This is a genomic window from Bacillus velezensis (genome assembly GCF_001461825.1).
GTDB lineage: Bacteria > Bacillota > Bacilli > Bacillales > Bacillaceae > Bacillus > Bacillus velezensis.
On record NZ_LLZC01000012.1, the window covers coordinates 232095 to 256710 of the forward strand.

A 24616-nucleotide genomic window follows, 5' to 3' on the forward strand; every position below is an offset into this window, starting at 1 on the left:
TGATTTGTGTTAATTGGTTCGTACAAATTATAGATTAATAAAACAATAGATTGACATGTACGAACCAATGTAATAAGCTTTTGTAAAGCGCTTACAAACTTATCCATTCAGCATGCATTCCAGATACATAGATCGGCTGTAGTGCTTTCATTCTTATTAAGGGAAAGGAATGATCAAGTTTGTCTCACAATACGGCAGTCATTCAAACTGATATCACACGGGGAACCATTAATAAAAACATATACGGACATTTCGCGGAACACCTGGGAAGAGGCATATATGAGGGCATCTGGGTCGGAAAAGATTCCGATATTCCGAATACCGGCGGGGTCAGGACGGATGTTGCCGCCGCCCTCAAACAGCTTCAGATTCCCGTCCTCAGATGGCCGGGCGGCTGTTTTGCTGATGAATACCATTGGGCAAACGGCGTAGGGAAACGCAAAACCATGCTGAATACCCATTGGGGCGGGACGATTGATTCCAATGAATTCGGCACGCACGAGTTTATGATGCTTTGTGAACTGCTCGGCTGCGAACCGTACATCGCCGGAAACGTCGGCAGCGGAACGGTTAAAGAAATGGCTGATTGGATTGAATACATGACGTTTGAAGCGGGCACGCCGATGTCCGACTGGAGAAAAGAAAACGGGCGGGAAAAACCGTGGAAGCTGAAATATTTCGGAATAGGAAATGAGAACTGGGGCTGCGGCGGAAACATGCATCCTGACTATTATGCCGACCTTTACAGAAACTTTCAAACCTATGTCCGTAATTACAGCGGCAATGAAATCTATAAAATTGCCGGCGGCGCGAATGTCGACGATTACCGCTGGACTGAAACTTTAATGAAAAAAGCCGCTGATCTCATGGACGGGCTGAGCCTGCATTATTACACAATACCGGGCGACTTCTGGAAGGGGAAAGGATCAGCGACGGAGTTTACGGAAGATGAATGGTTCACCACGATGAAAAAAGCGGCGCATATGGATGAATTGATCACAAGGCACAGTGCCATCATGGATCAGTACGATCCCGAAAAAAGAGTCGGGCTGATCATTGATGAATGGGGCACGTGGCTTGATCCTGAGCCGGGCACGAATCCGGGCTTTCTGTATCAGCAGAATACGATCCGCGACGCCCTTGTCGCCGCCACGCATTTTCATATTTTTCATCAGCACGCAGACCGCGTACAGATGGCCAATATCGCGCAAACCGTCAACGTGCTTCAGGCAATGATCCTGACAAAAGGGAAAGAAATGCTGTTGACGCCGACGTATCATGTGTTTGATATGTTTAAAGTGCATCAGGACGCTTCTTTTTTGGCGACAGAAACAAAAGCAGCCGGGTACGAATGGAATGACGGCCGGCTCCCGCAAGTCAGCATTTCAGCGTCCAAACAGCAAAACGGAGACATACATATCAGCATTTGCAATATCGATCATCTGCAAAAAGCTGATGTGAAGATTGAACTGCGGGGCATGAAAAAGACAGGGAAGCCTTCGGGAACGATTCTGCACGCGGAAAAAATGAATGCCCATAATACATTCAGCAGTCCGGAAAACGTCAAACCGAAGCCGTTTTCCGGGTTTACTCAAAAGAGCGGAAAACTTGAGGCGGAGCTTCCTCCGATGGCGATTGTATTAATCACGCTGCCTGCGGGTCCATCTTAAGTTTTGAACGCCCGCCGCCCGGTTATAATACACTGTATAAATAAGATTATTTCCGGCGGGATCGGGAGAAAATAATATAAGCATTAAATTAGCATGAACGAATGGGAGATGCTATACTAAAAATCATCATTTGACAATTGGAGGAATAACAAAATGGCTATCGTAAAAGCAACTGATCAATCGTTCTCAGCTGAAACAAGTGAAGGTGTCGTATTGGCTGATTTCTGGGCTCCTTGGTGCGGACCTTGTAAAATGATCGCGCCCGTTCTTGAAGAGCTTGATCAAGAAATGGGAGACAAACTGAAAATCGTCAAAATCGACGTGGATGAAAACCAAGAAACTGCCGGTAAATACGGCGTCATGAGCATCCCGACACTTCTCGTGTTAAAAGACGGAGAAGTCGTTGAAACATCTGTCGGTTTCAAACCGAAAGAAGCTCTTGAAGAGCTTGTAAACAAACATCTGTAAGCCGAAAGCTTCCGTTACGGCAGGGCGATTCCTTTGAAAGGGAATCGCCTTTTTTGATCTTCCAAAAGCTGAAAATGGAGAAAAACAAATGTTCGTGATACACTGAATGGACACGAGAAATGAATGTAAGGAAGGGTAACGTATGAATAAACAACTGAAAGAAAAGCTGGCCCTCCTTCCCGATCAGCCGGGCTGTTATTTAATGAAAGACCGTCAAAAAACAGTCATCTACGTGGGGAAAGCGAAAGTCTTGAAAAACAGGGTGCGATCTTATTTCACCGGTTCTCACGACGCAAAAACCCAACGGCTTGTGACGGAGATTGAGGACTTTGAATATATCGTGACTTCCTCCAATCTTGAAGCGCTTATTTTGGAAATGAATCTGATTAAAAAATACGATCCGAAATACAATGTCATGCTGAAAGATGATAAAACCTATCCCTTTATTAAAATCACCCATGAACGCCATCCGCGGCTGATTGTCACCCGGAATGTCAAAAAAGACAAAGGACGCTATTTCGGCCCGTATCCGAATGTGCAGGCGGCGCGGGAAACGAAAAAACTGTTGGACCGCCTTTACCCGCTCAGGAAATGCTCAAAGCTTCCGGACCGCGTCTGTCTTTATTATCATCTCGGACAATGCCTCGCCCCATGTGTAAAGGATATATCTGAGGAGACAAACCGCGAGATTGTTGAAGACATCACCCGTTTTTTAAAGGGAGGGCATAACGAAATCAAAAAAGAGCTCGAAGCGAAAATGGCAGAAGCGGCGGAAAAGCTTGAATTTGAACGGGCTAAAGAATTCCGCGACCAGCTTGTTCACATCGAATCGACGATGGAGAAGCAAAAAATGACCATGAATGACCTTCTGGACCGCGATGTGTTTGCATATGCCTACGATAAAGGCTGGATGTGCGTCCAAGTCTTTTTCATTCGCCAAGGAAAACTGATCGAACGCGACGTCAGCATGTTTCCGATGTATCAGGAAGCGGATGAAGAATTCCTGACCTTCATCGGCCAGTTCTATTCCAAAAACAATCACTTTCTGCCTAAGGAAATTCTGGTGCCTGACAGCGTTGACAGGGACATGATCAGCGAGCTGTTGGAAACCGCCGTGCATCAGCCGAAAAAAGGCCCGAAAAAAGAGCTGCTTTTGCTTGCGCACAAAAATGCGAAAATTGCTCTGCGGGAAAAATTCTCGTTAATCGAGCGGGATGAGGAACGGTCGATCGGTGCAGCCGAACGGCTCGGCGAAGCGCTGAATATTTACACGCCGCATCGGATTGAAGCGTTTGACAACTCCAATATTCAAGGCACAAACCCCGTATCGGCCATGATTGTCTTTATTGACGGAAAACCGAATAAAAAGGAATACCGCAAATATAAAATTAAAACCGTAACAGGGCCGGATGATTACGGCTCAATGAGGGAAGTCGTCAGAAGAAGGTACACGAGGGTGCTCCGCGAAAATCTTCCGCTGCCGGATTTAATCATCATTGACGGCGGAAAAGGGCAGATTAACGCGGCGCGCGACGTGCTCGAGAATGAGCTCGGCCTTGATGTCCCGGTAGCGGGATTGGCGAAAGATGATAAACACCGAACATCGAACCTTTTGATCGGCGACCCGCTTGAACCGGTGTTTCTGGAGCGGAACAGCCAAGAGTTTTACCTGCTTCAGCGTATTCAGGACGAAGTTCACCGTTTTGCGATCAGCTTTCACAGACAGATCCGGGGAAAAAGCGTCTTTCAATCCGTTCTGGATGATATCCCCGGAATCGGCGAAAAACGCAAAAAAATGCTCTTAAAACATTTCGGATCTGTCAAAAAGATGAAGGAAGCAAGCCTTGACGATATCAAAAAAGCCGGTGTGCCGGCCGCGGCGGCCCAGCTGCTGTTTGAAAAATTGAAAAAATAGTATTGTGCTTTTCTGAAAAATCTGCTAGAATGTGAACTAATTTCATAAGATCGTGTTATATGGTGAAGATAGAGGTGCGAACTTCAATAGTAAGCCTTTGGAGAATGATGGATTCTGCGAAAAAGGCTGAAAGGGGAGCGTCGCCGAAGTGTATCACATCCCATCGGTGTGATTCGCTGGCCTTGCATTAAATAAATGTAAGGCTGTCAAGAATTCATTTTCTTGGAGGGCTATCTCGTTGTTCATAATCAATCGTAATGATATGAAAAAGCAATGAGAGCTATTCCTCTCATTGCTTTTTTTATTGTGGACAAAACGCTCTTTTCTCCTCACCCGCACGAACCAAAATGTAAAGGGTGGTCTAGTATGGGTCTTATCGTACAAAAATTCGGAGGCACTTCCGTCGGCTCTGCCGAAAAAATTCAAAATGCTGCAAATCGCGCCATTGCTGAAAAGCAAAAAGGCCATGATATCGTAGTCGTCGTTTCGGCAATGGGAAAATCAACCGACGCGCTCGTTAACCTCGCGGCTGAAATCACATCTGAACCAAGCAGACGCGAGATGGATATGCTTTTGTCAACGGGAGAGCAGGTCACGATTTCCCTTTTGGCCATGGCGCTTCAGGAAAAAGGATATGGCGCCGTCTCTTATACGGGCTGGCAGGCGGGTGTCCGCACGGAAGCCGTTCACGGTAATGCGAGAATTACGGATATTGATATTACGGCGATTCGTTCGCAGCTTGCAGAAGGCAAAATCACAGTCGTTGCCGGTTTTCAGGGTGTAACGGAAGACGGCGGCATCACGACGCTCGGACGGGGCGGTTCCGATACGACGGCGGTCGCTCTTGCAGCAGCGCTGGAAGCGGATAAATGCGACATTTATACAGATGTTCCGGGCGTATTTACGACAGATCCGCGGTATGTCCGGTCAGCGAGAAAACTGGCGGGAATTTCTTATGATGAAATGCTGGAGCTTGCAAATCTAGGAGCGGGTGTTCTTCACCCGCGGGCGGTTGAGTTCGCGAAAAACTACCAAGTGCCTTTGGAAGTGCGGTCAAGCACAGAGCATGAAGCGGGAACATTAATTGAGGAGGAATCATCAATGGAGCAGAATTTAATCGTCAGAGGAATTGCATTTGAAGACCAGATCACAAGGGTGTCCGTTACGGGTCTTGCAAGCGGACTGACAACACTTTCAACAATCTTCACCGCGCTGGCAAAACGAAACATCAACGTTGACATTATTATTCAGACACAGTCGGACGATGGGGAAGCGGATATTTCTTTCTCAGTGAAAACGGAAGATGCCGCGCAAACGGTCGCCGTGCTTGAAGAATATAAAAACGCGCTTGACTATGAAAAAATTGAAACCGAAAGAAAACTGGCGAAAGTCTCTATTGTCGGGTCGGGCATGGTTTCAAATCCCGGCGTCGCCGCGGACATGTTTGCCGTACTGGCGGAAAAAAATGTACAAGTCAAAATGGTGAGCACATCTGAAATAAAAGTATCAGCGGTTGTCAGCGAAAATGATATGGTGAAAGCGGTCGAAGCGCTTCATGATGCGTTTGAGCTTTCTAAACAGCCGTCTGCCGTATAAACGGGCAGGCAAAAAGGCGGGACTTGGAGTCACCGCCTTTTTTCAATTATACAGGGTCCTTCATATCCCATTTTACGGTCAGGACGACTTTATCCGCTCTCTTTTTTACCTGTTCATAAGATTCTGCAATCTGATCGTTCATCAATTGAATCTGTTCGGCTATAAAACCGGCTTCAAGCTGAAAACAAGGCTCTTTCTGATGTTTGAGCCTGCTGGATACGAGCGGTCCTTCCAGTTCAAATTCCAGTTCTTGTTTTTTTGATCCTGCGTTTGTCAAAGTTCCCCAGCCGGCTTTTTCAAAAAAGGCGGGGATTTCTTCCCACGATTGAAGAGGAAATTTGCGGGCGAGGCGTTTTCCCGCCCAATACATCATCGATGAATGTTCCGGGCCGAGGATATCCGGAAGCACGATTTCCCGGATTAATTCGTAGCCGTATGCGCTGACGTCGAGTTCAGTTAAAGGTTCTAAAGCTGCTTCATAATTATTCTTCATATTATGTATTCCCCTCTCTCCTTCGTTTATTATAGCTTAAACAGGGGGGAGGATTACAGGATGATCCTATAAAACAAGCGAAAAAATGTGAGAAAGATATCGCAGGAAAATAAAATTTTCCCTCCAGATAATCAATTCCGAAAATTATAATTTATGTACACGTTTTCTTGACGCCCTTTTGAGGGAGGAGTAAAATGAAATTGTCAATAAATTTTAATAAAGTGCTTACAATTGAAACGAAGTGGGGGCAGAGATTTTAGTACATTTCGCACTTAAATCAAACAGGGGGTAAAGTAATGTCTGGGAACAGAGAGTTTTATTTTCGAAGATTGCATTCCTTGCTCGGTGTTATTCCGGTCGGCATCTTTTTGATCCAGCATTTAGTCGTCAACCAATTTGCCGCAAGGGGAGCGGATGCGTTTAACAAGGCGGCCGGCTTTATGGACAGTCTGCCGTTCAGGTATGCGTTAGAAATTTTTATTATTTTCTTACCTTTAATTTATCATGCGGTTTACGGTGTGTACATAGCATTTACTGCGAAAAACAACGCTGGCCACTACAGTTATTTCAGAAACTGGATGTTTGTGCTTCAGCGTGTCACTGGTATTCTCACCCTTATTTTCGTCAGCTGGCATGTGTGGCAGACGCGGATTGCCGCGCAGATGGGCGCTGAAGTCAACTTCGATATGATGGCGAATATTCTGAGCTCGCCGTTTATGCTCGGCTTTTACATTGTAGGCGTTTTATCGGTCATTTTTCACTTTTCAAACGGCTTATGGTCTTTTGCGGTCACATGGGGGATCACGGTCACGCCGCGTTCTCAAAGAATTTCGACTTACGTGACGCTGATTATATTTTTAGCGCTTTCATACGTAGGTTTAAAAGCGATTTTTGCGTTTGTGTAAGAGAACTAGATTACTAGAGGGAGAGGGGCTATCATGAGTCAATCAAGCATTATCGTAGTCGGCGGGGGTCTTGCCGGCCTCATGGCGACAATTAAAGCAGCGGAATCAGGCACGGCCGTTAAATTGTTTTCCATCGTTCCGGTCAAACGCTCTCACTCGGTCTGCGCGCAGGGCGGGATAAACGGAGCTGTCAACACAAAAGGGGAAGGAGACTCTCCGTTTGAGCATTTTGATGACACGGTATACGGAGGCGACTTTTTGGCAAACCAGCCTCCTGTAAAAGCGATGTGTGAAGCGGCGCCGTCCATTATCCACTTATTGGACCGCATGGGGGTTATGTTTAACAGAACGCCGGAAGGGCTTTTGGACTTCCGCCGTTTCGGGGGTACACAGCATCACAGAACCGCATACGCGGGAGCGACGACGGGTCAGCAGCTTCTTTACGCACTGGACGAGCAGGTGCGCAGATATGAAGTGGCGGGTCTCGTCACAAAATACGAAGGCTGGGAATTCCTCGGCGCCGTTCTTGACGATGAGCGCACGTGCCGCGGTATCGTAGCCCAAAATCTGACCAATATGCAAATCGAGTCATTCCGTTCTGACGCCGTTATTATGGCGACGGGAGGACCCGGAATCGTATTCGGAAAATCAACAAACAGCATGATCAACACGGGATCTGCCGCATCAATCGTTTATCAGCAGGGCGCTTATTATGCAAACGGCGAATTTATCCAAATTCACCCGACAGCAATCCCGGGGGACGATAAACTGCGTCTGATGAGTGAATCGGCACGCGGCGAGGGCGGAAGAGTCTGGACGTACAAAGACGGAAAACCTTGGTACTTCCTTGAGGAAAAATATCCGGCTTACGGAAACCTCGTGCCGCGGGATATTGCGACACGTGAAATCTTTGACGTGTGTGTGAATCAGAAACTCGGCATCAACGGAGAAAACATGGTGTATCTCGATCTGTCGCACAAAGATCCGAAAGAGCTTGACGTTAAGCTTGGCGGCATTATCGAAATCTATGAAAAATTCATGGGCGATGACCCGCGCAAGCTTCCGATGAAAATTTTCCCTGCCGTTCACTATTCAATGGGCGGACTGTGGGTTGATTATGATCAGATGACAAGCATCCGCGGACTGTTCGCAGCGGGTGAATGTGATTATTCAATGCACGGAGGAAACCGTTTAGGGGCGAACTCTCTGCTTTCCGCCATCTACGGAGGAATGGTGGCCGGACCGAATGCGGTGAAATATGTTTCCGGACTTGAAACATCAGCGGAAGACCTGTCTTCTTCATTATTTGATTCCTATGTGAAAAAAGAAGAAGAAAAATGGGCCGATATTATGAAGATGGACGGCGACGAAAATGCCTACGTGCTTCACCGTGAGCTCGGAGAGTGGATGACGGCCAACGTCACGGTGGTCCGCCACAACGACAAGCTTTTGAAAACGGATGACAAGATCCAAGAGCTGATGGAACGCTTTAAGAAAATCAATATCAACGATACGACAAAATGGAGCAACCAAGGGGCGATGTTCACCCGCCAGTTCTCCAATATGCTTCAGCTTGCCAGAGTCATCACGCTCGGCGCATATAACCGAAATGAAAGCCGGGGAGCGCACTATAAACCGGATTTCCCTGAAAGAAATGACGATGAGTGGCTCAAAACGACGATGGCTAAACATGCCGGTCCGTTTGAAGCTCCGGAATTTGAATATCAGGATGTCGATGTATCACTGATTGCGCCCCGTAAACGCGACTACTCGAAGAAGAAGGTGGCGAAATAATCATGAGTGAGAAAAAGATACGGTTTATCATTACACGTCAGGATACGCCCGAAAGCGCGCCATACGATGAAGAATTCGAAATCAATTACCGCCCGAATCTGAACGTGATTTCTGCCCTGATGGAAATCCGCAGAAATCCCGTGAATGCAAAAGGAGAGAAAACCACTCCGGTCGCATGGGACATGAACTGTCTTGAAGAAGTATGCGGCGCCTGCTCCATGGTCATCAACGGGAGACCGCGCCAGTCATGTACGGCGCTGATTGATAAGCTGGAACAGCCGATCCGTCTGAAGCCGATGAAAACATTCCCGGTTGTCCGTGACCTTCAGGTTGACCGCAGCAGAATGTTTGATTCACTGAAAAAAGTGAAAGCATGGGTGCCGATTGACGGAACTTACGATTTGGGGCCGGGGCCGAGAATGCCGGAAAAACGCCGCCAGTGGGCATATGAATTGTCTAAATGCATGACATGCGGCGTCTGCCTCGAAGCCTGCCCGAACGTCAACAGCAAGTCGAAATTCATGGGGCCTGCCCCGATGTCGCAAGTGCGTCTGTTTAACGCCCATCCGACGGGCGCGATGAACAAAGCAGAACGTTTAGAAGCGTTAATGACAGACGGCGGCCTTGGAGATTGCGGGAATTCACAAAACTGTGTGCAATCCTGCCCGAAAGGCATTCCGCTTACGACTTCAATCGCCGCTTTGAACAGAGATACCAATTTACAAGCATTCCGTAATTTCTTCGGAAGCGACAGAGTATAAGAAAGAGAAAAAGAGCCTCTTCCGCACGGGAGAGGTTTTTTTATAAGGAGCTGAAGATGATGAAACAACCGCAATATATTGATATCCCGTTTGAAGAATGGAGACAGTCGTTTTCTTTCTTTACTGAAGTATCGGTTCGTTTTTCAGAAACGGATATGTTCGGCCATATGAATAATGTAACCCCTTTCATCTATTTTGAAGAAGCACGGATCGCTTATTTTAAACAGCGAGGCATAACGGCGCAAAACTCGGAAACGATGACGGTCGTCGCAAGCCAGCAGTGCGACTATATGCGTCAGGTGATGCCGTATGAAAATCTGCGGATTTATGTGAAAGCAAGCGCTGCCGGAAATGCGTCCGTCACCCTTCATTACCTTGGAGAAAATGAGTCGGGCCTGCCGTGCTTTACAGGTTCCGTCGTTATGGTTCAAGTGTCGAAGAAAAGCGGCAAAGCGGTCAGCTGGACGGAGCGGGAGAAAGGCATTCTGCTCGCCTGAACGGATAACTATTTCTCTAAGAGACGTCACCTCCGAAGCGCCCTTTACATATGATATCTTGACTATATAAACCCATTCGTTTCAGATTCGCTCTCACCTTAGCAAGGAGGGTTACAATACTTGAAGGAGAAAGATTTTCAATCAAAGCCGCTGCTGACCAAAAGAGAAAGAGAAGTATTCGAATTGCTCGTTCAAGACAAGACAACAAAGGAAATTGCAAGCGAGCTATTTATCAGTGAAAAAACTGTACGGAATCACATTTCAAATGCCATGCAGAAGTTAGGTGTGAAAGGGCGTTCGCAAGCTGTTGTCGAGCTTCTTAGAATGGGTGAGCTAGAGCTCTGATTCTTGCCGGTTTTCCTTCTTTTCGAGAAGGAGCCGGTTATTTGCGTTGGCGCCCGGGCTGATGGGCATGCGGTGAAAATCCCGGTTTTTCCTTTTTCTCCGTCAGTCTTGCATTTTCTTAAAAAAAGAAGGAAAATAGACACGGAGCGCATAGCCCAGAAAGATCCTTGAGTGAGGGATGGACAAATGACATCAAAATCTGTAGAGCATGTTGCGGATATCGAAAAATCACTCCGCCATATCGCTGCGATCATTAAACAAAAAGGAAGAGAAATCCTTAACCAATATGCAATTACACCGCCGCAATTCGTGGGGCTTCAATGGCTTTATGAATTGGGGGATATGACAATAGGCGAATTATCAGCCAAAATGTATTTGGCTTGCAGCACGACGACGGATCTGATAGACCGCATGGAAAAAAATAAGCTTGTCGAGCGGGTCAAAGACCCGGCTGACAGACGGGTCGTCAGAATTCATCTTCTCGCTGAAGGAGAGCGCATTATCCAAGAAGTGATTTTGAAAAGACAGGCTTATTTGCGGGATATGTTTGCGACATTTTCCGAAGAAGAAACAGCCGCTTTCGAAAAATCATTATTGAAACTGCAGCATGAAATGAAAAGAAAATGAGGCGATTTTGTTGGAACAGCCGATAGGAGTCATTGATTCCGGGGTTGGCGGGTTAACCGTTGCTAAGGAAATCATGAGACAGCTACCGAAGGAAAATATCATCTATGTGGGAGATACAAAACGCTGCCCGTACGGCCCGCGTCCTGAAGAAGAAGTTCTTCAATACACGTGGGAAATGACCGATTACCTGCTGGAAAACCACCATATCAAAATGCTCGTGATCGCCTGCAATACGGCCACGGCCATTGCCTTGGAGGATATTCAGCGCAAAACGGATATTCCGGTTGTCGGCGTCATTCAGCCGGGTGCGAGAACGGCGATAAAGGTCACGAAAAACCAGCATATCGGCGTCATCGGCACGGTCAATACCATTAAAAGCAGAGCGTATGAGCAGGCGCTGCTCGGGTTAAACGCAGAACTTCAAGTTGAGAACACGGCTTGTCCGCTGCTCGTGCCGTTTGTAGAAAGCGGACGGTTTCTTCAGGAATCGGCGGAGGAAGCGGTTGAAGCATCGCTTGAGCCTTTAAAAGGTACATCAATTGACACCTTGATTTTAGGATGTACGCATTATCCGATTTTAAAAGATCCGATTCAGAACTATATGGGAGAGCATGTGAAAATCATTTCCTCCGGAGACGAGACGGCGAGAGAAGTGAGCACCATCTTGTCTTATAAAGGTTTGTTAAACCAATCGAAACATGCACCGGAGCATCAATTTCTTACAACGGGGGAGCGGAACGGTTTCGCAAAAATTGCCGAAGACTGGTTCGGCCACGAAATCGGCCATGTCGAGTGCATCTCCCTTCAAGAGCCGGTCAGAAAATAAATCAAAAAACCCGCTGTTTACGGCGGGTTTTTTTGCGCTTCCCGGTCTATTTCCCGGACAGGGCTCGTATACATCATAGTACAAACAGCCTTAGGAGGGAAAAGTATGCTGAAAAAAGGACCTGCAGTCATTGCTGCAACATGTCTTACTTCGGCTTTTGTGTTATCTGGATGCGGTTTGTTTCAATCCGATAAAACAGCCGGGGAAATTGACCCGCCTCAAGACATTTCATATGTAAAGGATGAAGCGGGAATTCAGGCAAAACCAAAGCAGTCAGAGAAAAACGGCACTTCTAAAGCCGACCAGCCGGCCAATACAGTCATGCGAGAGCTGTATCTGATTGATAAAAACGGCTATGTCGCAGCACAGACACTGCCTCTTCCGAACAGTGAGGGAACCGCAAAGCAGGCCCTTGAGTATTTGGTTCAGGGAGGGCCTGTGTCAGAAATCCTGCCGAACGGCTTCAGAGCGGTGCTCCCTGCGGATACGACGGTAAATGTTGATATTAAAAAAGACGGCACTGCCGTCGCTGATTTTTCGAAGGAATTTAAAAACTATAAAAAAGAAGACGAACAAAAAATCCTGCAATCGATTACATGGACGCTTACCCAATTCAGCTCAATAGATAAAGTCAAAATCAGAATCAACGGGCACGAGCTGAAAGAAATGCCTGTGGGCGGCACGCCGATTACGGGTGACTTAAGCAGAAAAGACGGGATTAATATTGAAACGGCCGGAGTGAATGATCTGACAGATACCCATCCGCTGACTGTATATTATCTGGCGGAGACAGAGACGAGCGAATACTACGTGCCTGTCACAAAGCGGATTGACAATTCGGAAACAAATGACATCACCGCTGCCGTTGAACAGCTCGCCGACGGACCGGGCAAAGCAAGCGGGCTTTTGACGGACTTTAATAACGATGTTAAGCTTCTCAGCAAGCCGAAAGTGAAAGACGGCCAGGTTACACTGGACTTTAACAGCTCTATTTACGGAAGCGCCGACGAAAAAACAAAAATGGTATCATCGGGCGTACTGGACAGCATCGTTCTCACGTTAACCGAACAGCCGTCGATCAAAAGTGTTTCTATAAAAGTAAATGGAAAATCAGAACTGGTGAATGAAAAAGGAGAATCCCTTTCAAAACCTGTTTCGAGGCCGTCACAAGTGAATACGGGTAGTTTTTAATTTGCGATTTTTGATATACTAGTAAAAAAGAGGTTAGCGTTCCGGCTGCCTCTTTCTTTATTCACAATCCGGAACAAAAGGTTTATGTACATATAATCGGAGGTAAAATATGAGACACGACGGAAGACAGCACGATGAGCTGCGCCCTATCACATTTGATTTGGATTTTATCACTCACCCGGAAGGCTCTGTTTTAATTACAGCAGGAAATACGAAGGTCATCTGTAATGCATCTGTGGAAGACCGGGTGCCGCCATTTTTACGCGGCGGAGGAAAAGGCTGGATCACAGCGGAATACAGCATGCTTCCCCGCGCGACGAATCAAAGAACGATAAGAGAATCTTCAAAAGGAAAGGTCTCCGGCAGAACGATGGAAATTCAGCGGCTGATCGGGCGCGCGCTCCGGGCCGTCGTTGATTTGGAGAAGCTTGGCGAACGGACGATCTGGATCGACTGTGACGTCATTCAAGCTGACGGCGGAACAAGAACGGCTTCCATTACCGGCGCCTTCTTGGCAATGGCCATTGCGATCGGCAAACTCGTAAAAAGCGGCGTTATCAAAACCTCTCCTGTGACAGATTATCTCGCGGCCATTTCTGTTGGGATGGATAAAGAAGAAGGCCTTCTTTTGGATCTGAATTATGAAGAGGATTCGGCGGCTGAAGTCGACATGAATATTATCATGACGGGAAGCGGACGTTTTGTAGAGCTTCAAGGGACGGGCGAAGAAGCCACATTCTCCCGTGAAGATTTAAACGGACTGTTAAGCCTTGCCGAAAAAGGAATCCAGACGCTTATTCAAAAGCAAAAAGAAGTGCTGGGAGAAACATTGCCTGAACTGAAATAAGAAAGAGAGGCCTGATCACCGTGAAAGAAGCCATTATTGCGACACACAATCAGGGAAAAGTGAAAGAATTCAAGGAAATACTCGAACCGAAAGGCTACAGCGTCTCTTCTTTGGCGGAAATCGGATTTACGGAAGAAATTGAGGAAACCGGACATACCTTTGAAGAAAACGCCATCTTAAAAGCGGAAGCCGTGGCAAAAGCCGTAAACAAAATGGTCATTGCAGACGACTCCGGTTTATCGGTGGACAACCTTGGAGGCAGACCAGGCGTTTATTCAGCCCGTTATGCCGGAGAAGCAAAAGATGATAAGGCGAATATGGACAAGGTGCTGTCAGAATTAAAAGGCATCGAAAAAGAGCAGCGTACGGCCCGTTTCCGCTGCGCCCTTGCCGTCAGCATGCCGGGGCAGGAAACAAAAACGGTCGAAGGTCATGTTGAAGGGTATATTGCGGAAGGACCCGAGGGGGATAACGGGTTCGGCTATGATCCCATTTTTATTGTAAAAGATAAAGATAAAACCATGGCCCAGCTGACAAGCGCTCAGAAAAACAAAATCAGCCACAGGGCTGAGGCGCTCAAGAAACTGTCAAAGCTGCTTGATTCATAAGGGGGAGCGTATGCAATGAAAGTGCTGATAATAAGTGACAGTCACGGCCTTGAAGACGAGCTGGAGACGATTGCAAAGCGGCACGAAGACGAAGCGGATCTGATGATTCATTGCGGTGATTCAGAGCTTGACGCCGCACATCCGGCGCTTACGCCGTATCACACGGTAAAAGGCAATTGCGACTTTGGCGGCGGGTTTCAGGATGAACTCCTTCTGGACGCCGGTTCAAAGAAAATTCTGGCCGTTCACGGGCATCTTCACGGCATTAAACAGTCACTTTTAACTGTTTTTTACCGGGCGGAAGAGCTTGGGGCGGATATCGTCTGCTTCGGCCATTCACATATTGCCGGGAGTGAAGAGCTTCGGGGCAAGCTTTTGATTAATCCGGGCAGCATCCGTCTTCCGAGAGTCCGCAATGTGAAAAGCTATGCCATTCTTACTCTTACAGAAAGAGAAGGCGCCGTGACATTTTACGACGAAACGGGTCGGGAATTGAAGGACTTGGAGACTACAATCAGTTTTTAACAAGTGATGGGGGAGATTTCATTCTTCCCCATCAAAAGTTTTTAAAAAAATATTGACTTATGATTTGAACCTGTATATAATAAATCTTGTCGCTGATACATAAAGCAAAAGCTGTCCCAGTAGCTCAGCTGGATAGAGCAACGGCCTTCTAAGCCGTCGGTCGGGAGTTCGAATCTCTCCTGGGACGTACAAAAAAAGAGCTGGTGACATCAGATTGAAAACTGATGCCGCTGGCCTTTTTTATCGGATGACTATATTGTCAATTCGCTGATATCATGGTAAAATGATCAGCAGAACAATTTGATTTTCATGTCCCAGTAGCTCAGCCGGATAGAGCAACGGCCTTCTAAGCCGTCGGTCGGGAGTTCGAATCTCTCCTGGGACGTAATTAAATCGGGTGCAAACCCCGTCAAATCAACCTTCTATATCGTTTAGTGAAACGGTCAGTATAATGGTCACGTAAGAAATTACACCTGTTATTGGCTTATATCACTTTCGGTATAGGAGGTTTTTTGTTGTGACCAAAAGAAAAGGATTATTAGATGTTGATGTGGATGTAAAGGGATTATTAAATGGATTAACCATTACTAGTACTAGTTCCACCGCTCCAAAAGAAAAAATAAAACAATTTGAGGTCTTGGATGACTCAATGTTGGTTTCTGATGCTCTCGAAACCAACACTAGGCAAATGAAGGTGAGCGGGAATAGAAGCCGTACAATAAGCGATTATGTCCTCCATGTAGAGTATTTTCAGAGTGGAACAAACGTAAACCATGTTGCTGATATTACAGCCGATACGGTCTATAAGTGGCTAGACAGTATGAATGTAAGCAATCAAACCAAATTAACACGATTGAAATGCCTAAAAGCCTTCCTCTCCCGCTGTTTTGATAACGGTTGGATTGAAATAAAGTTTTGGAAAACGATTAATATAAAGGTCGATCAAAAGGTTAAAGAAGGGGATGCAGAGCGTGAAGTTATGTATTGCTCTCTTTATTGGACTTAAGCAATTTCATTCAGCTGAGGGATGCTACAGCTTTCCTATCATAAATGAGAATGAAGCTGACTATGTGCTGAAGCGTAAGGTAAATATCATGAAAAAGGCTGAGAAACATCACGAGCAAAGGCTTCAGGAATACAAGGAACAGAATATTAGATTTGCCACTGAGGAGGAGGAAGTATTTATTAGACTCTTCTACACGCAGCAAGAACTTGATATCTTTGCCGGCTATGACTTGGGAGTTTAGAGGTTACACTTGCAGAATCTATATATGGAGCGGATGCGGCAATTATTCAATAAAAGGCACAAACTTTGTGGGAGTCTCTTAATTGAGGCTCTTCTTTTTATCAATCAAAACTGATGTCGTAGCCTCGATATTTAAACAATAACTAATAAAACCCCACTTGGTTAAAGAATGAACCTAAACTAAGGAGCAGAGTAGAAAAAAGAGCGATACATATTATTCCTAATTTTTGCATGATTATAGTATAATAGACACAAACAACCTTTTAGGAAAACCGGTGATAACAATGAGTGGCAACTTTTCATTTTTTCAAGGGAAATGGGATGTACTTGCTAACTTGGGAGAGACAGCTGAGAGAAATGTATATCATGACCCCCATACAACAGTAATGAAACTGCGATTGTTCGCTGAAACACTAACTAAATTTATTCTTGCCGCTGAAAATATTAAAGAGGCATATGGTACAACACAAGTGGATCGCATTAACACTTTGCGTCGGGAAAGGTTACTTGAGCCTGAATTAATTGATATATTAGAGGCTCTTCGTCGCAAAGGGAATGTAGCGATGCATGAAGCGGATTATGGAAAAGTAGAAGAAGCAAAGGCTTTGTTGAAATTAACGTTCCGCTTGTCCATTTGGTTCATGGAGGTATATGGTGATTGGGATTTTCAAGCACCAGAGTATACAGAACTTCAAGAACAAGTAGAACAGAGTACAGAAACACTTCAGCGAGAATATGAGGAGAAAGTCAAAAAGCTTGAAGAAGAATTAGAGGCAATTCGTCGACAGGCGGAAGTGGAACAAGAAGAGGTAAAAATCGAGCGTAAAAAAATATCCAAAAACTTTATGCGTCGACAACAATTAACTGAAGCTGAAACGCGTACGATTATTGATGGAAAACTACGTGCTGTTGGATGGGAAGTAGACACAACTGTACTAAATCATCAAAAGAACGGAACGCTGCCAGAGAAAAATCGAAACATGGCAATTGCTGAATGGAAGGTCAATGGCGGCAGGATTGACTATGCGTTGTTTATTGGCTTAAAGCTTGTTGGCTTTATTGAAGCTAAGGCAAAAAAGAAAACGATTCCTGGCGCATTAGAAAGTCAAACAAAAGTGTATGCAAAAAATGTGGCACAAGTCGAAGATGAAGTCATCACACCTACAACAGGTGAATATAAAGTGCCGTTCTTATACGCAACGAACGGCCGACCATACTTGAAACAACTTCAAGAAGAGTCGGGCATTTGGTTCTGGGATTCACGTAAACCGTTAGAACATGCTCGCCCATTAGAAGGCTGGCATTCACCTGATGACTTGCAGCTTCTTCTTAGTCAAGATGATAAGGATGCGAATAAACGGTTAGAAGAAGAGGATATTACGAAGTTTGGTTTGCGTCATTATCAGCAAAGAGCGGTACTTTCCGCTGAAGAGGGATTAAAAGAAGGGCAACGAAGAATGCTTATTGCGATGGCAACTGGAACTGGGAAAACTCGTACAGCTATCGCCCTCATGTATCGCTTAATTAAGTCCAAAAAATGTCGTCGTATTCTTTTTCTTGTAGACCGTAATTCGTTAGGAAAACAGACAGAGGATGCACTTAAGGATACAAAGATTGAAGGCTACTCATTTGCTGATATATACGATGTAAAGTCTTTAGAAGACATGTCTCCAGAAGTTGAAACGAAGGTGCAAATTGCGACGGTGCAGGGAATGGTTAGAAGACTTTTCTATAGCGATAACGAAAAGCTTCCAAGTGTCGGGCAGTATGATTTCATCATTGTAGATGAAGCACATCGTGGCTATACAAGTGACAAAGAAATGACAGAGGAAGAATTAGAATTCCGTGATCAGAATGATTATATTAGTCAATATCGGCGCGTTATCGATTATTTTGATGCGGCATGTTTAGGGCTTACCGCAACACCTGCTCTACATACAACAGACATTTTCGGTATGCCAATTTTTAAATATTCATATAGCGAAGCAGTGTTGGACGGATATCTAGTGGACCATGAGCCCCCTTATTTGTTTAAAACAGAACTTTCACAAGTGGGCATCACCTTTGAAAAAGATGAGGAAGTAGAAGTATATGATGTTGATAAAGGGGAGATTCAACTAGAAAAGGTAGAAGATACTGTGCACTTTGAAGTGGAGCAGTTTAATAAAAAAGTCATTACAGAACCGTTTAACCGTGCAGTTTTAAATAAATTAGTTGATTATATTGACCCTGCAGGTAAAGAAAAAACGCTCATCTTTGCAGCTACTGATCAACACGCAGATCTTGTTGTTCGCTTATTAAAAGAAGCATTTAAAGAACGTGGTGATGACATTGAAGATGATGCCATTATGAAAATCACTGGCTATATCTACAAGCCATTAGATGCCATTAAAAGGTTTAAGAACGAGCGGCTGCCAAATGTCGTTGTAACGGTTGATTTACTCACCACAGGCATTGACGTTCCTCCAATAACAAATCTAGTATTCTTACGGCGTATACAGTCTCGTATTCTTTATGACCAAATGCTTGGACGTGCAACCCGTCTTTGTCCCGACATTGGAAAAACACACTTTAACATTTACGATGCAGTGGGCATCTACGATAAATTGCAAAGCTATACAGAGATGAAACCTGTTGTAAAGAAACAAAATTACAGTATCGGTGAACTATATGAATCACTTGCCAATGCTACTGCAGAAGATGAAGCTTCGTTTTATCGTGACCAATTGGCAGCGAAAATTCAGCGTCGCAAGCAAAGGCTGAATGAAGAAGGAAAACAAAAGTTTGAAGAATTGTCGAATGGAAAAAATGTGGATGAGTGGGCGAAAGAAATTCAAACGTATACGCCACAAGAAGCAAAACAGCACAACATGTTATTTGAATATATGGAAGCCTATCGGGTAAAAGGCGAGAAACGATATATCTCCAACAAAGAGGATGAAGTAACAGATGTGGTTCGGGGATACGGTGAAGGAAACAAGAGACCAGAAGATTATTTAGAAGGTTTCGTTCGTTTTATCCAAGAAAATATTAATGAAATTCCCGCTCTTCATCTTATTTGCACACGCCCGAAAGATTTAACAAGGCAGGATTTACGAGAACTTATTACCATTCTAGAAACGAAAGGCTTTAAGCAATCTCATTTGCAGACAGCTTGGAAGCAGACAAAAAATGAAGACATTGCAGCAGACATTATTAGCTTTATTCGCCAAGCTGCATTAGGTGAAGCACTAGTTGCCCATGAAGCACGTATTAAACAAGCGATGCAAAAAGTGTATTCACTGCATGATTGGACTCCAAGACAGAAGAAATGGTTAGAGAGAATAGAAAAGCAATTACTTAAAGTGCCTGTATTAGCACCAACTGCAGAAGAGGCATTCTCGGAAGAACCATTTAAAACTCCGGGCGGCTATAAATTGCTGAAGCGGGAGTTCGGTGACTATATTGACGCGGTTGTTACCACTATAAATGAGAACCTTTATATTAGTTAACAATGTGCCTCTTCATAGGGGCACTTTTTAAGTTATAATAGATAAGTTACTTTACCTTTGATTTTCACTTTAATGAGGTTTGAATGAGAATCCAAAATTAAAATATACTCGGAGTTAGCAGGAGGCTGAAAAATGAACAACCAAGAAATTGTTCAAAAACTATGGAATTTATGTAATGTGTTACGTGATGATGGGATTACCTATCAGCAATATGTAACAGAGTTAACCTACTTATTATTCCTCAAAATGATGAAGGAGCAGGAAACAGAAGGTGTGATTCCAGAAGGAAATCGATGGGATGATTTGTTAGATAAAGAAGGTTTGGAATTAAAGACATTTTATCAGCGATTGTTACTTGAATTAGGAAGCGGTGAAAATGAGCGGCTGCGTCTAATATACAGTGATGCTTCTACAAGTATTGCTGAGCCGAAAAACTTAGAGAAAATTATCAAATCAATTGATGCTCTTGATTGGTACAATGCGAAAGAAGAAGGACTGGGCAATCTTTATGAGGGATTGTTAGAGAAGAATGCCAGTGAAAAGAAATCAGGAGCGGGGCAATACTTTACGCCTCGTGTATTAATTGATGTGATGGTTCAATTAATTGACCCGAAAATTGGTGAGCGGTGTGCTGACCCTGCAGCTGGAACATTCGGTTTCATGATTGCTGCAGACCAATATTTAAAGAATCAAACAGATGACTACTTTGATATAGAACCACAAGAAGCCGAGTTCCAAAAGAAAGAAGCCTTTGTAGGTATGGAACTTGTTAAAGATACGCATCGTCTGGCACTCATGAATGCTTTGCTTCATAATATCGAAGGTCGTTTGGAACAAGGAGACACGTTATCGGGTAACGGTAAATGGATGAAGAACTTTGACGTTATTTTAACGAATCCACCGTTCGGTACAAAAAAAGGCGGAGAGCGTGTATCTCGTGATGATTTAACGTTTGAAACATCGAACAAACAGCTTAATTTCTTACAGTTGATTTATAACGCTTTAAAAGATGATGGAAATGCAAGAGCAGCGGTTGTCTTGCCCGATAATGTGTTGTTTGAAAGTGGTATTGGTACGCAAATTCGTCGTGATTTAATGAATAAATGTAACTTACACACGATTTTACGATTACCAACAGGGATTTTCTATGCTCAAGGTGTTAAAACAAACGTCTTATTCTTCACAAGAGGAACAACAGACCAAGATAATACGAAAGATGTTTGGGTATATGACCTTCGTACAAATATGTCCTCGTTTGGAAAGCGTAATCAGCTAACAATGGCTCATTTTGAAAACTTCATGAAGGCATATGTAGCAGAAGACCGCTCTAAAGTGGAAGATGAACGTTGGAATAAGTTTACACGAGAAGAAATTACGAAAAAGGATGATAGTTTAGATATTGGATTGATTGCGGATGAATCATTATCTTCATATGAAAACTTACCAGACCCGATTGAATCAGCAGAGGAAGCGATTGTGAAACTTCAGCAGGCGATGGATTTATTAGGTGAAGTAGTTGAGGAGTTACGTGCTGTTGAAGAGGATGGGGTGGTCAGAAAATGAGTAAGACACAAAAGACCATCGAAGAGTTGATGGAAGAAGTGGTAGTGCCACATGAGGAACAACCTTATCAAGTGCCAGAGAATTGGATGTGGGTTAATTCAGGACACATATTGAACTTCATAGGTGGGGGTACACCTTCGAAGAGTAATAGTGATTATTGGAATGGAGATATTCCGTGGGCTACAGTAAAAGATATTAAGAATGGGTATTTATCATCTACAATAGATTATATTACGGTTGAAGGTTTGGAAAACAGTTCGGCTACTATGGCATCACCAAATGAACTCTTATTAATTACAAGAATGTCTCCTGGTAAGAGTGCAATAACAAAGATATCGACAACCATTAATCAAGATTTAAAAATAGTCAGACCAAAAATTGAAATACTGCCTTATTTTTTGTGGTTATTTTTTACAATGAATACCCCGTTAATTGAATCGATGTCAACAGGCTCTACTGTTAAAGGTATACAAGTAGAGAAACTTAAAAAAATCACTTTCCCACTGCCACCATTTAATGAACAAAAACGGATTGCTGATAAAGTGGAGCGGCTTTTAAGTAAAATTGAAAAAGCAAAGCAGTTGATTGAGGAAGCAAAGGAAACGTTTGAACTTCGTCGAGCGGCTATTTTAGATAAGGCGTTTCGTGGAGAGTTGACTAGGAAGTGGAGAGGTGAGAATCATAAGAAATCATCAGATACTGAAGTGGTTCAAACGGACAAAACGTTATATAATCTACCTTTTAACTGGAAATGGGTTGATTTGGATACAGTATGTGAGAAAATAACGGATGGTACACATCACAGCCCAAAATCTTATCCTTCTGGAGATTATATGTATATAACAGCAAAGAATATTAAAAAACAAGGTATTCTTTTAGATAACGTTACTTATGTATCGAAAGAAGTTCATCAAGAAATATACAATCGCTGTGATGTGAAGAAAGGTGATGTTCTTTATATTAAAGATGGGGCGACTACAGGAATAGCAACAGTAAATCAAATAACCGAAGAGTTTTCGCTTTTATCCTCCGTGGCGTTATTAAGACCCAAAAGGAATGTTTTGGCAGCTAAGTATTTGATGTACTGCCTTAATTCACCTTCTACAAAGAGCAGGATGTTGGGAATGATATCTGGTAATGCAATTACCCGTTTAACTTTAAAAAAGATTAAACAAGGCATAATACCATTACCACCATTTAATGAACAGGAGGTTATAGTATCAATTTTAGAAAAAGTAAATTCAGTTGATGAACAATTAGACTATGTTACTAATCTTGAAGACAATATAAACAACTTAAAACAATCTATCCTCTCTAAAGCTTTTCGTGGTGAACTAGGAACAAATAACCCAAGTGAAGAAAACGCAATTGAATTATTAAAAGAAGTGCTACAAGAACAAGTAAAATAAGTAAGAGAAGGCATCTAAATTAATTGGGTGCTTTTTCTGGTTGCCTTTATAATTGGCTTTACTGTTTAAGCTTTTTGGATATTAAGCACGGTCATTCATATTCGACTCAAATAATAGGTATAATTTAGTGCGGAAAAATGATAAAAAGTATTGTAATAAACTGTGGTAATTCGATAATGATAACCGATAACAGAGGTGTATCCTATTAGACTATTGTGAAAGGGTGTACATCGTTTTTTATAATGTTGTTTTCGATAAGCTATTTGTTTCAAAAGGTACATTTTTTGGGACGCATATAATGAAACGGTTGAATAAGGGTTTGTATAGTCTCATATGGTATACAACTGAATTTTGAAACGTATCATATTTGTTGCTGATCTTTTGATACGAGTTCGATACGATAAGAGTATCAAATAACAAGGTGGATTTAACCAGTGGACAACAAAGAATTTGGATACGTTAGTGTAAGTAGCAAAGACCAAAATGAAGCACGACAACTGGATAGTATGTATGCTCTTGGAATTGATGAGCGTGATATTCATATCGATAACAAAGCGGGAAAGACTTCAATAGACCTCAATACCAAGCTTTGAAATTGCGTTTGCGTAATGGAGATACGTTATACATACATTCATTAGATAGGCTAGGTCGTAACAAAGAGATGATTTTAAACGAGTGGAAAGATATCACACAGAACATCTAAGCACATATTGTTGTAGTTGATATGCCATTGTTGGATACACGGAAATACAATGAATCCATCGGTTCTTTCGTGGCTGACTTGGTGTTACAGGTATTATCATGGGTTGCTGAAGAAGAGAGAACGAAGATTAAGACTCATCAAGCTGAAGGGATAGCTGCAGCTAAGGCACAGGGCAAACACCTTGGAAGACCTAAAACAACTATTACAACTGAGTTTGAGCAGGCTTATAAACGATGGAAAGCAAGAGAAATTACAGCGGTTGAAGCAATGAAGAGATCAAGTATGACTAAGGCTACATTCTATCGCAAGGTTAAAGAATATGAAACAAGCTAAAGGATTCCTATAACTTCTCTCTTTCTTTAATATAAAGAATATGTGGGGATGTTTCCACATTTTCACTGGGGGCATGAAAGGGATAAACCTATAGTCGGCTCATCCACACACCATGAAAAAAATAACTTGTCGAAACGAATCTAATTCTAGTCCATCTCAAATTACATTATTTTAAATGATCAATCCCTATCCTGTTCTTTGTTGCAGTCTGGACATTTCCATTTAATAATCCTATCAGCTTCTAAAGTTTACAACGATTTTTCGACATTCTGCGATTCTTTCGGAATAGGTTCTCCTTGCAAATCAGCATTGCAATATGGACAGCATTCTTTGTTATCTCTCATGACCACTCTTTTAAATAAATACCTTTACCTTTTAATATAGCAGATTTAAGTACAACTGTATTACCTTGTCAATAGGGTTGTTTTCTACTATATGAATGTTTGAATTGTACAGCATAAGCAAATATAATCGAAAGTAAGTCAATCGGTCAAAGTTCGGCAAGTGACCGTTATACATGAACCTAAATAAATAGCGATATATAGGGCGCTGGTGGCGAAAGCCATAGTGGCCTTCTAAGCCGTCGGTCGGGAGTTCGAATCTCTCCTGGGACGTATAAAAACCTCAAGCCCTGACGATGGGTTTGAGGTTTTTTTGTATTTTATTTTTTATTTTACGAAACAAAAGTTCCGTATTTGATGAAAATTGTAAAGTAATTTTAATATAAATGAAACTTAATGTAATATTTACCGTAATAAATATATGTATAAAGATACTTAAGGCGCCCTTGAGTGATAAATTAT

The 24616-nt window shown here is 43.4% G+C and carries 21 protein-coding genes, 2 tRNA genes, 1 pseudogene and 1 riboswitch; of the genes and pseudogenes, 23 read left to right on the plus strand and 1 reads right to left on the minus strand.

What is annotated here, in order from left to right; all coding sequences use genetic code 11:
• Window positions 1–179: 179 nt before the first annotated feature.
• From AR442_RS05345 to AR442_RS05360, 4 genes are all read left to right on the plus strand, one after another.
• A complete protein-coding gene (locus tag AR442_RS05345) occupies window positions 180–1670 on the plus strand; it encodes an alpha-N-arabinofuranosidase (RefSeq protein ID WP_014418579.1) in 1491 nt (496 codons plus the stop codon).
• A 153-nt stretch (window positions 1671–1823) separates the two neighbouring features.
• A complete protein-coding gene (trxA, locus tag AR442_RS05350) occupies window positions 1824–2138 on the plus strand; it encodes a thioredoxin (protein WP_003152560.1) in 315 nt (104 codons plus the stop codon).
• A gap of 142 nt (window positions 2139–2280) precedes the next feature.
• Entirely contained in the window at window positions 2281–4053 is a 1773-nt protein-coding gene (uvrC, locus tag AR442_RS05355) for an excinuclease ABC subunit UvrC (protein ID WP_017418307.1), read from the plus strand.
• Window positions 4054–4114: 61 nt separating this feature from the next.
• A riboswitch (Lysine riboswitch) is annotated at window positions 4115–4294 on the plus strand.
• Between the two features lie 125 nt (window positions 4295–4419).
• Entirely contained in the window at window positions 4420–5649 is a 1230-nt protein-coding gene (locus AR442_RS05360) for an aspartate kinase (protein ID WP_014418576.1), read from the plus strand.
• 46 nt (window positions 5650–5695) lie between these two features.
• Here the strand turns inward: AR442_RS05360 and AR442_RS05365 are convergent, their stop codons facing one another.
• Window positions 5696–6142, minus strand: a complete 447-nt coding sequence (locus AR442_RS05365; RefSeq protein ID WP_007612940.1) for a YslB family protein — start codon at window positions 6140–6142, stop codon at window positions 5696–5698.
• A gap of 296 nt (window positions 6143–6438) precedes the next feature.
• Here AR442_RS05365 and sdhC point away from each other — a divergent pair, with 296 nt between their 5' ends.
• From sdhC to AR442_RS05460, 19 genes and pseudogenes are all read left to right on the plus strand, one after another.
• On the plus strand, window positions 6439–7047 hold the full coding sequence (gene sdhC / locus AR442_RS05370; RefSeq protein WP_003152571.1) for a succinate dehydrogenase cytochrome B558: 609 nt from the start codon (window positions 6439–6441) through the stop codon (window positions 7045–7047).
• A gap of 33 nt (window positions 7048–7080) precedes the next feature.
• Window positions 7081–8841: a succinate dehydrogenase flavoprotein subunit gene (gene sdhA / locus AR442_RS05375; protein ID WP_003152573.1), complete on the plus strand. Its 1761-nt coding sequence runs from the start codon at window positions 7081–7083 to the stop codon at window positions 8839–8841.
• A gap of 2 nt (window positions 8842–8843) precedes the next feature.
• A complete protein-coding gene (sdhB, locus tag AR442_RS05380) occupies window positions 8844–9602 on the plus strand; it encodes a succinate dehydrogenase iron-sulfur subunit (RefSeq protein WP_003152575.1) in 759 nt (252 codons plus the stop codon).
• A 59-nt stretch (window positions 9603–9661) separates the two neighbouring features.
• Window positions 9662–10099 carry an acyl-CoA thioesterase gene (locus tag AR442_RS05385; protein WP_012118126.1) on the plus strand — a complete coding sequence of 146 codons (438 nt, stop codon included), beginning with the start codon at window positions 9662–9664 and terminating at the stop codon, window positions 10097–10099.
• Window positions 10100–10219: 120 nt separating this feature from the next.
• Window positions 10220–10444 carry a spore germination transcription factor GerE gene (gene gerE, locus AR442_RS05390; RefSeq protein WP_003152579.1) on the plus strand — a complete coding sequence of 75 codons (225 nt, stop codon included), beginning with the start codon at window positions 10220–10222 and terminating at the stop codon, window positions 10442–10444.
• A 186-nt stretch (window positions 10445–10630) separates the two neighbouring features.
• Window positions 10631–11071: a MarR family winged helix-turn-helix transcriptional regulator gene (locus AR442_RS05395; RefSeq protein WP_014418574.1), complete on the plus strand. Its 441-nt coding sequence runs from the start codon at window positions 10631–10633 to the stop codon at window positions 11069–11071.
• Between the two features lie 7 nt (window positions 11072–11078).
• A complete protein-coding gene (racE, locus tag AR442_RS05400) occupies window positions 11079–11897 on the plus strand; it encodes a glutamate racemase (protein ID WP_012118125.1) in 819 nt (272 codons plus the stop codon).
• 105 nt (window positions 11898–12002) lie between these two features.
• Window positions 12003–13088, plus strand: coding sequence for a GerMN domain-containing protein (locus tag AR442_RS05405; RefSeq protein ID WP_014418573.1), 1086 nt, complete (start codon window positions 12003–12005; stop codon window positions 13086–13088).
• A gap of 109 nt (window positions 13089–13197) precedes the next feature.
• Window positions 13198–13935 carry a ribonuclease PH gene (gene rph, locus AR442_RS05410; RefSeq protein WP_007612934.1) on the plus strand — a complete coding sequence of 246 codons (738 nt, stop codon included), beginning with the start codon at window positions 13198–13200 and terminating at the stop codon, window positions 13933–13935.
• A gap of 11 nt (window positions 13936–13946) precedes the next feature.
• Entirely contained in the window at window positions 13947–14543 is a 597-nt protein-coding gene (locus AR442_RS05415) for an XTP/dITP diphosphatase (protein ID WP_088056439.1), read from the plus strand.
• A 15-nt stretch (window positions 14544–14558) separates the two neighbouring features.
• Complete coding sequence (locus tag AR442_RS05420) at window positions 14559–15068, plus strand: YfcE family phosphodiesterase (RefSeq protein WP_021494403.1); 510 nt, start codon at window positions 14559–14561, stop codon at window positions 15066–15068.
• Window positions 15069–15181: 113 nt separating this feature from the next.
• Window positions 15182–15255, plus strand: a tRNA-Arg gene (locus AR442_RS05425).
• A gap of 124 nt (window positions 15256–15379) precedes the next feature.
• A tRNA-Arg gene (locus AR442_RS05430) sits at window positions 15380–15453 on the plus strand.
• Between the two features lie 132 nt (window positions 15454–15585).
• On the plus strand, window positions 15586–16074 hold the full coding sequence (locus tag AR442_RS05435) for a hypothetical protein (RefSeq protein ID WP_014418570.1): 489 nt from the start codon (window positions 15586–15588) through the stop codon (window positions 16072–16074).
• Window positions 16040–16315, plus strand: a complete 276-nt coding sequence (locus AR442_RS20270; protein ID WP_050496148.1) for a hypothetical protein — start codon at window positions 16040–16042, stop codon at window positions 16313–16315. Before AR442_RS05435 ends, AR442_RS20270 begins: the two co-directional genes overlap by 35 nt.
• A 283-nt stretch (window positions 16316–16598) precedes the next feature.
• Window positions 16599–19805 (plus strand): type I restriction-modification system endonuclease, encoded by a 3207-nt coding sequence (gene hsdR, locus AR442_RS05445; RefSeq protein ID WP_014418569.1) that lies wholly within the window; start codon window positions 16599–16601, stop codon window positions 19803–19805.
• Window positions 19806–19937: 132 nt separating this feature from the next.
• Window positions 19938–21368, plus strand: coding sequence for a class I SAM-dependent DNA methyltransferase (locus AR442_RS05450; RefSeq protein ID WP_014418568.1), 1431 nt, complete (start codon window positions 19938–19940; stop codon window positions 21366–21368).
• Entirely contained in the window at window positions 21365–22777 is a 1413-nt protein-coding gene (locus tag AR442_RS05455; RefSeq protein ID WP_014418567.1) for a restriction endonuclease subunit S, read from the plus strand. The genes AR442_RS05450 and AR442_RS05455 overlap by 4 nt, the downstream gene beginning before the upstream one ends.
• A 434-nt stretch (window positions 22778–23211) precedes the next feature.
• A pseudogene (locus tag AR442_RS05460) lies at window positions 23212–23813 on the plus strand (recombinase family protein).
• Window positions 23814–24616: the final 803 nt, after the last annotated feature.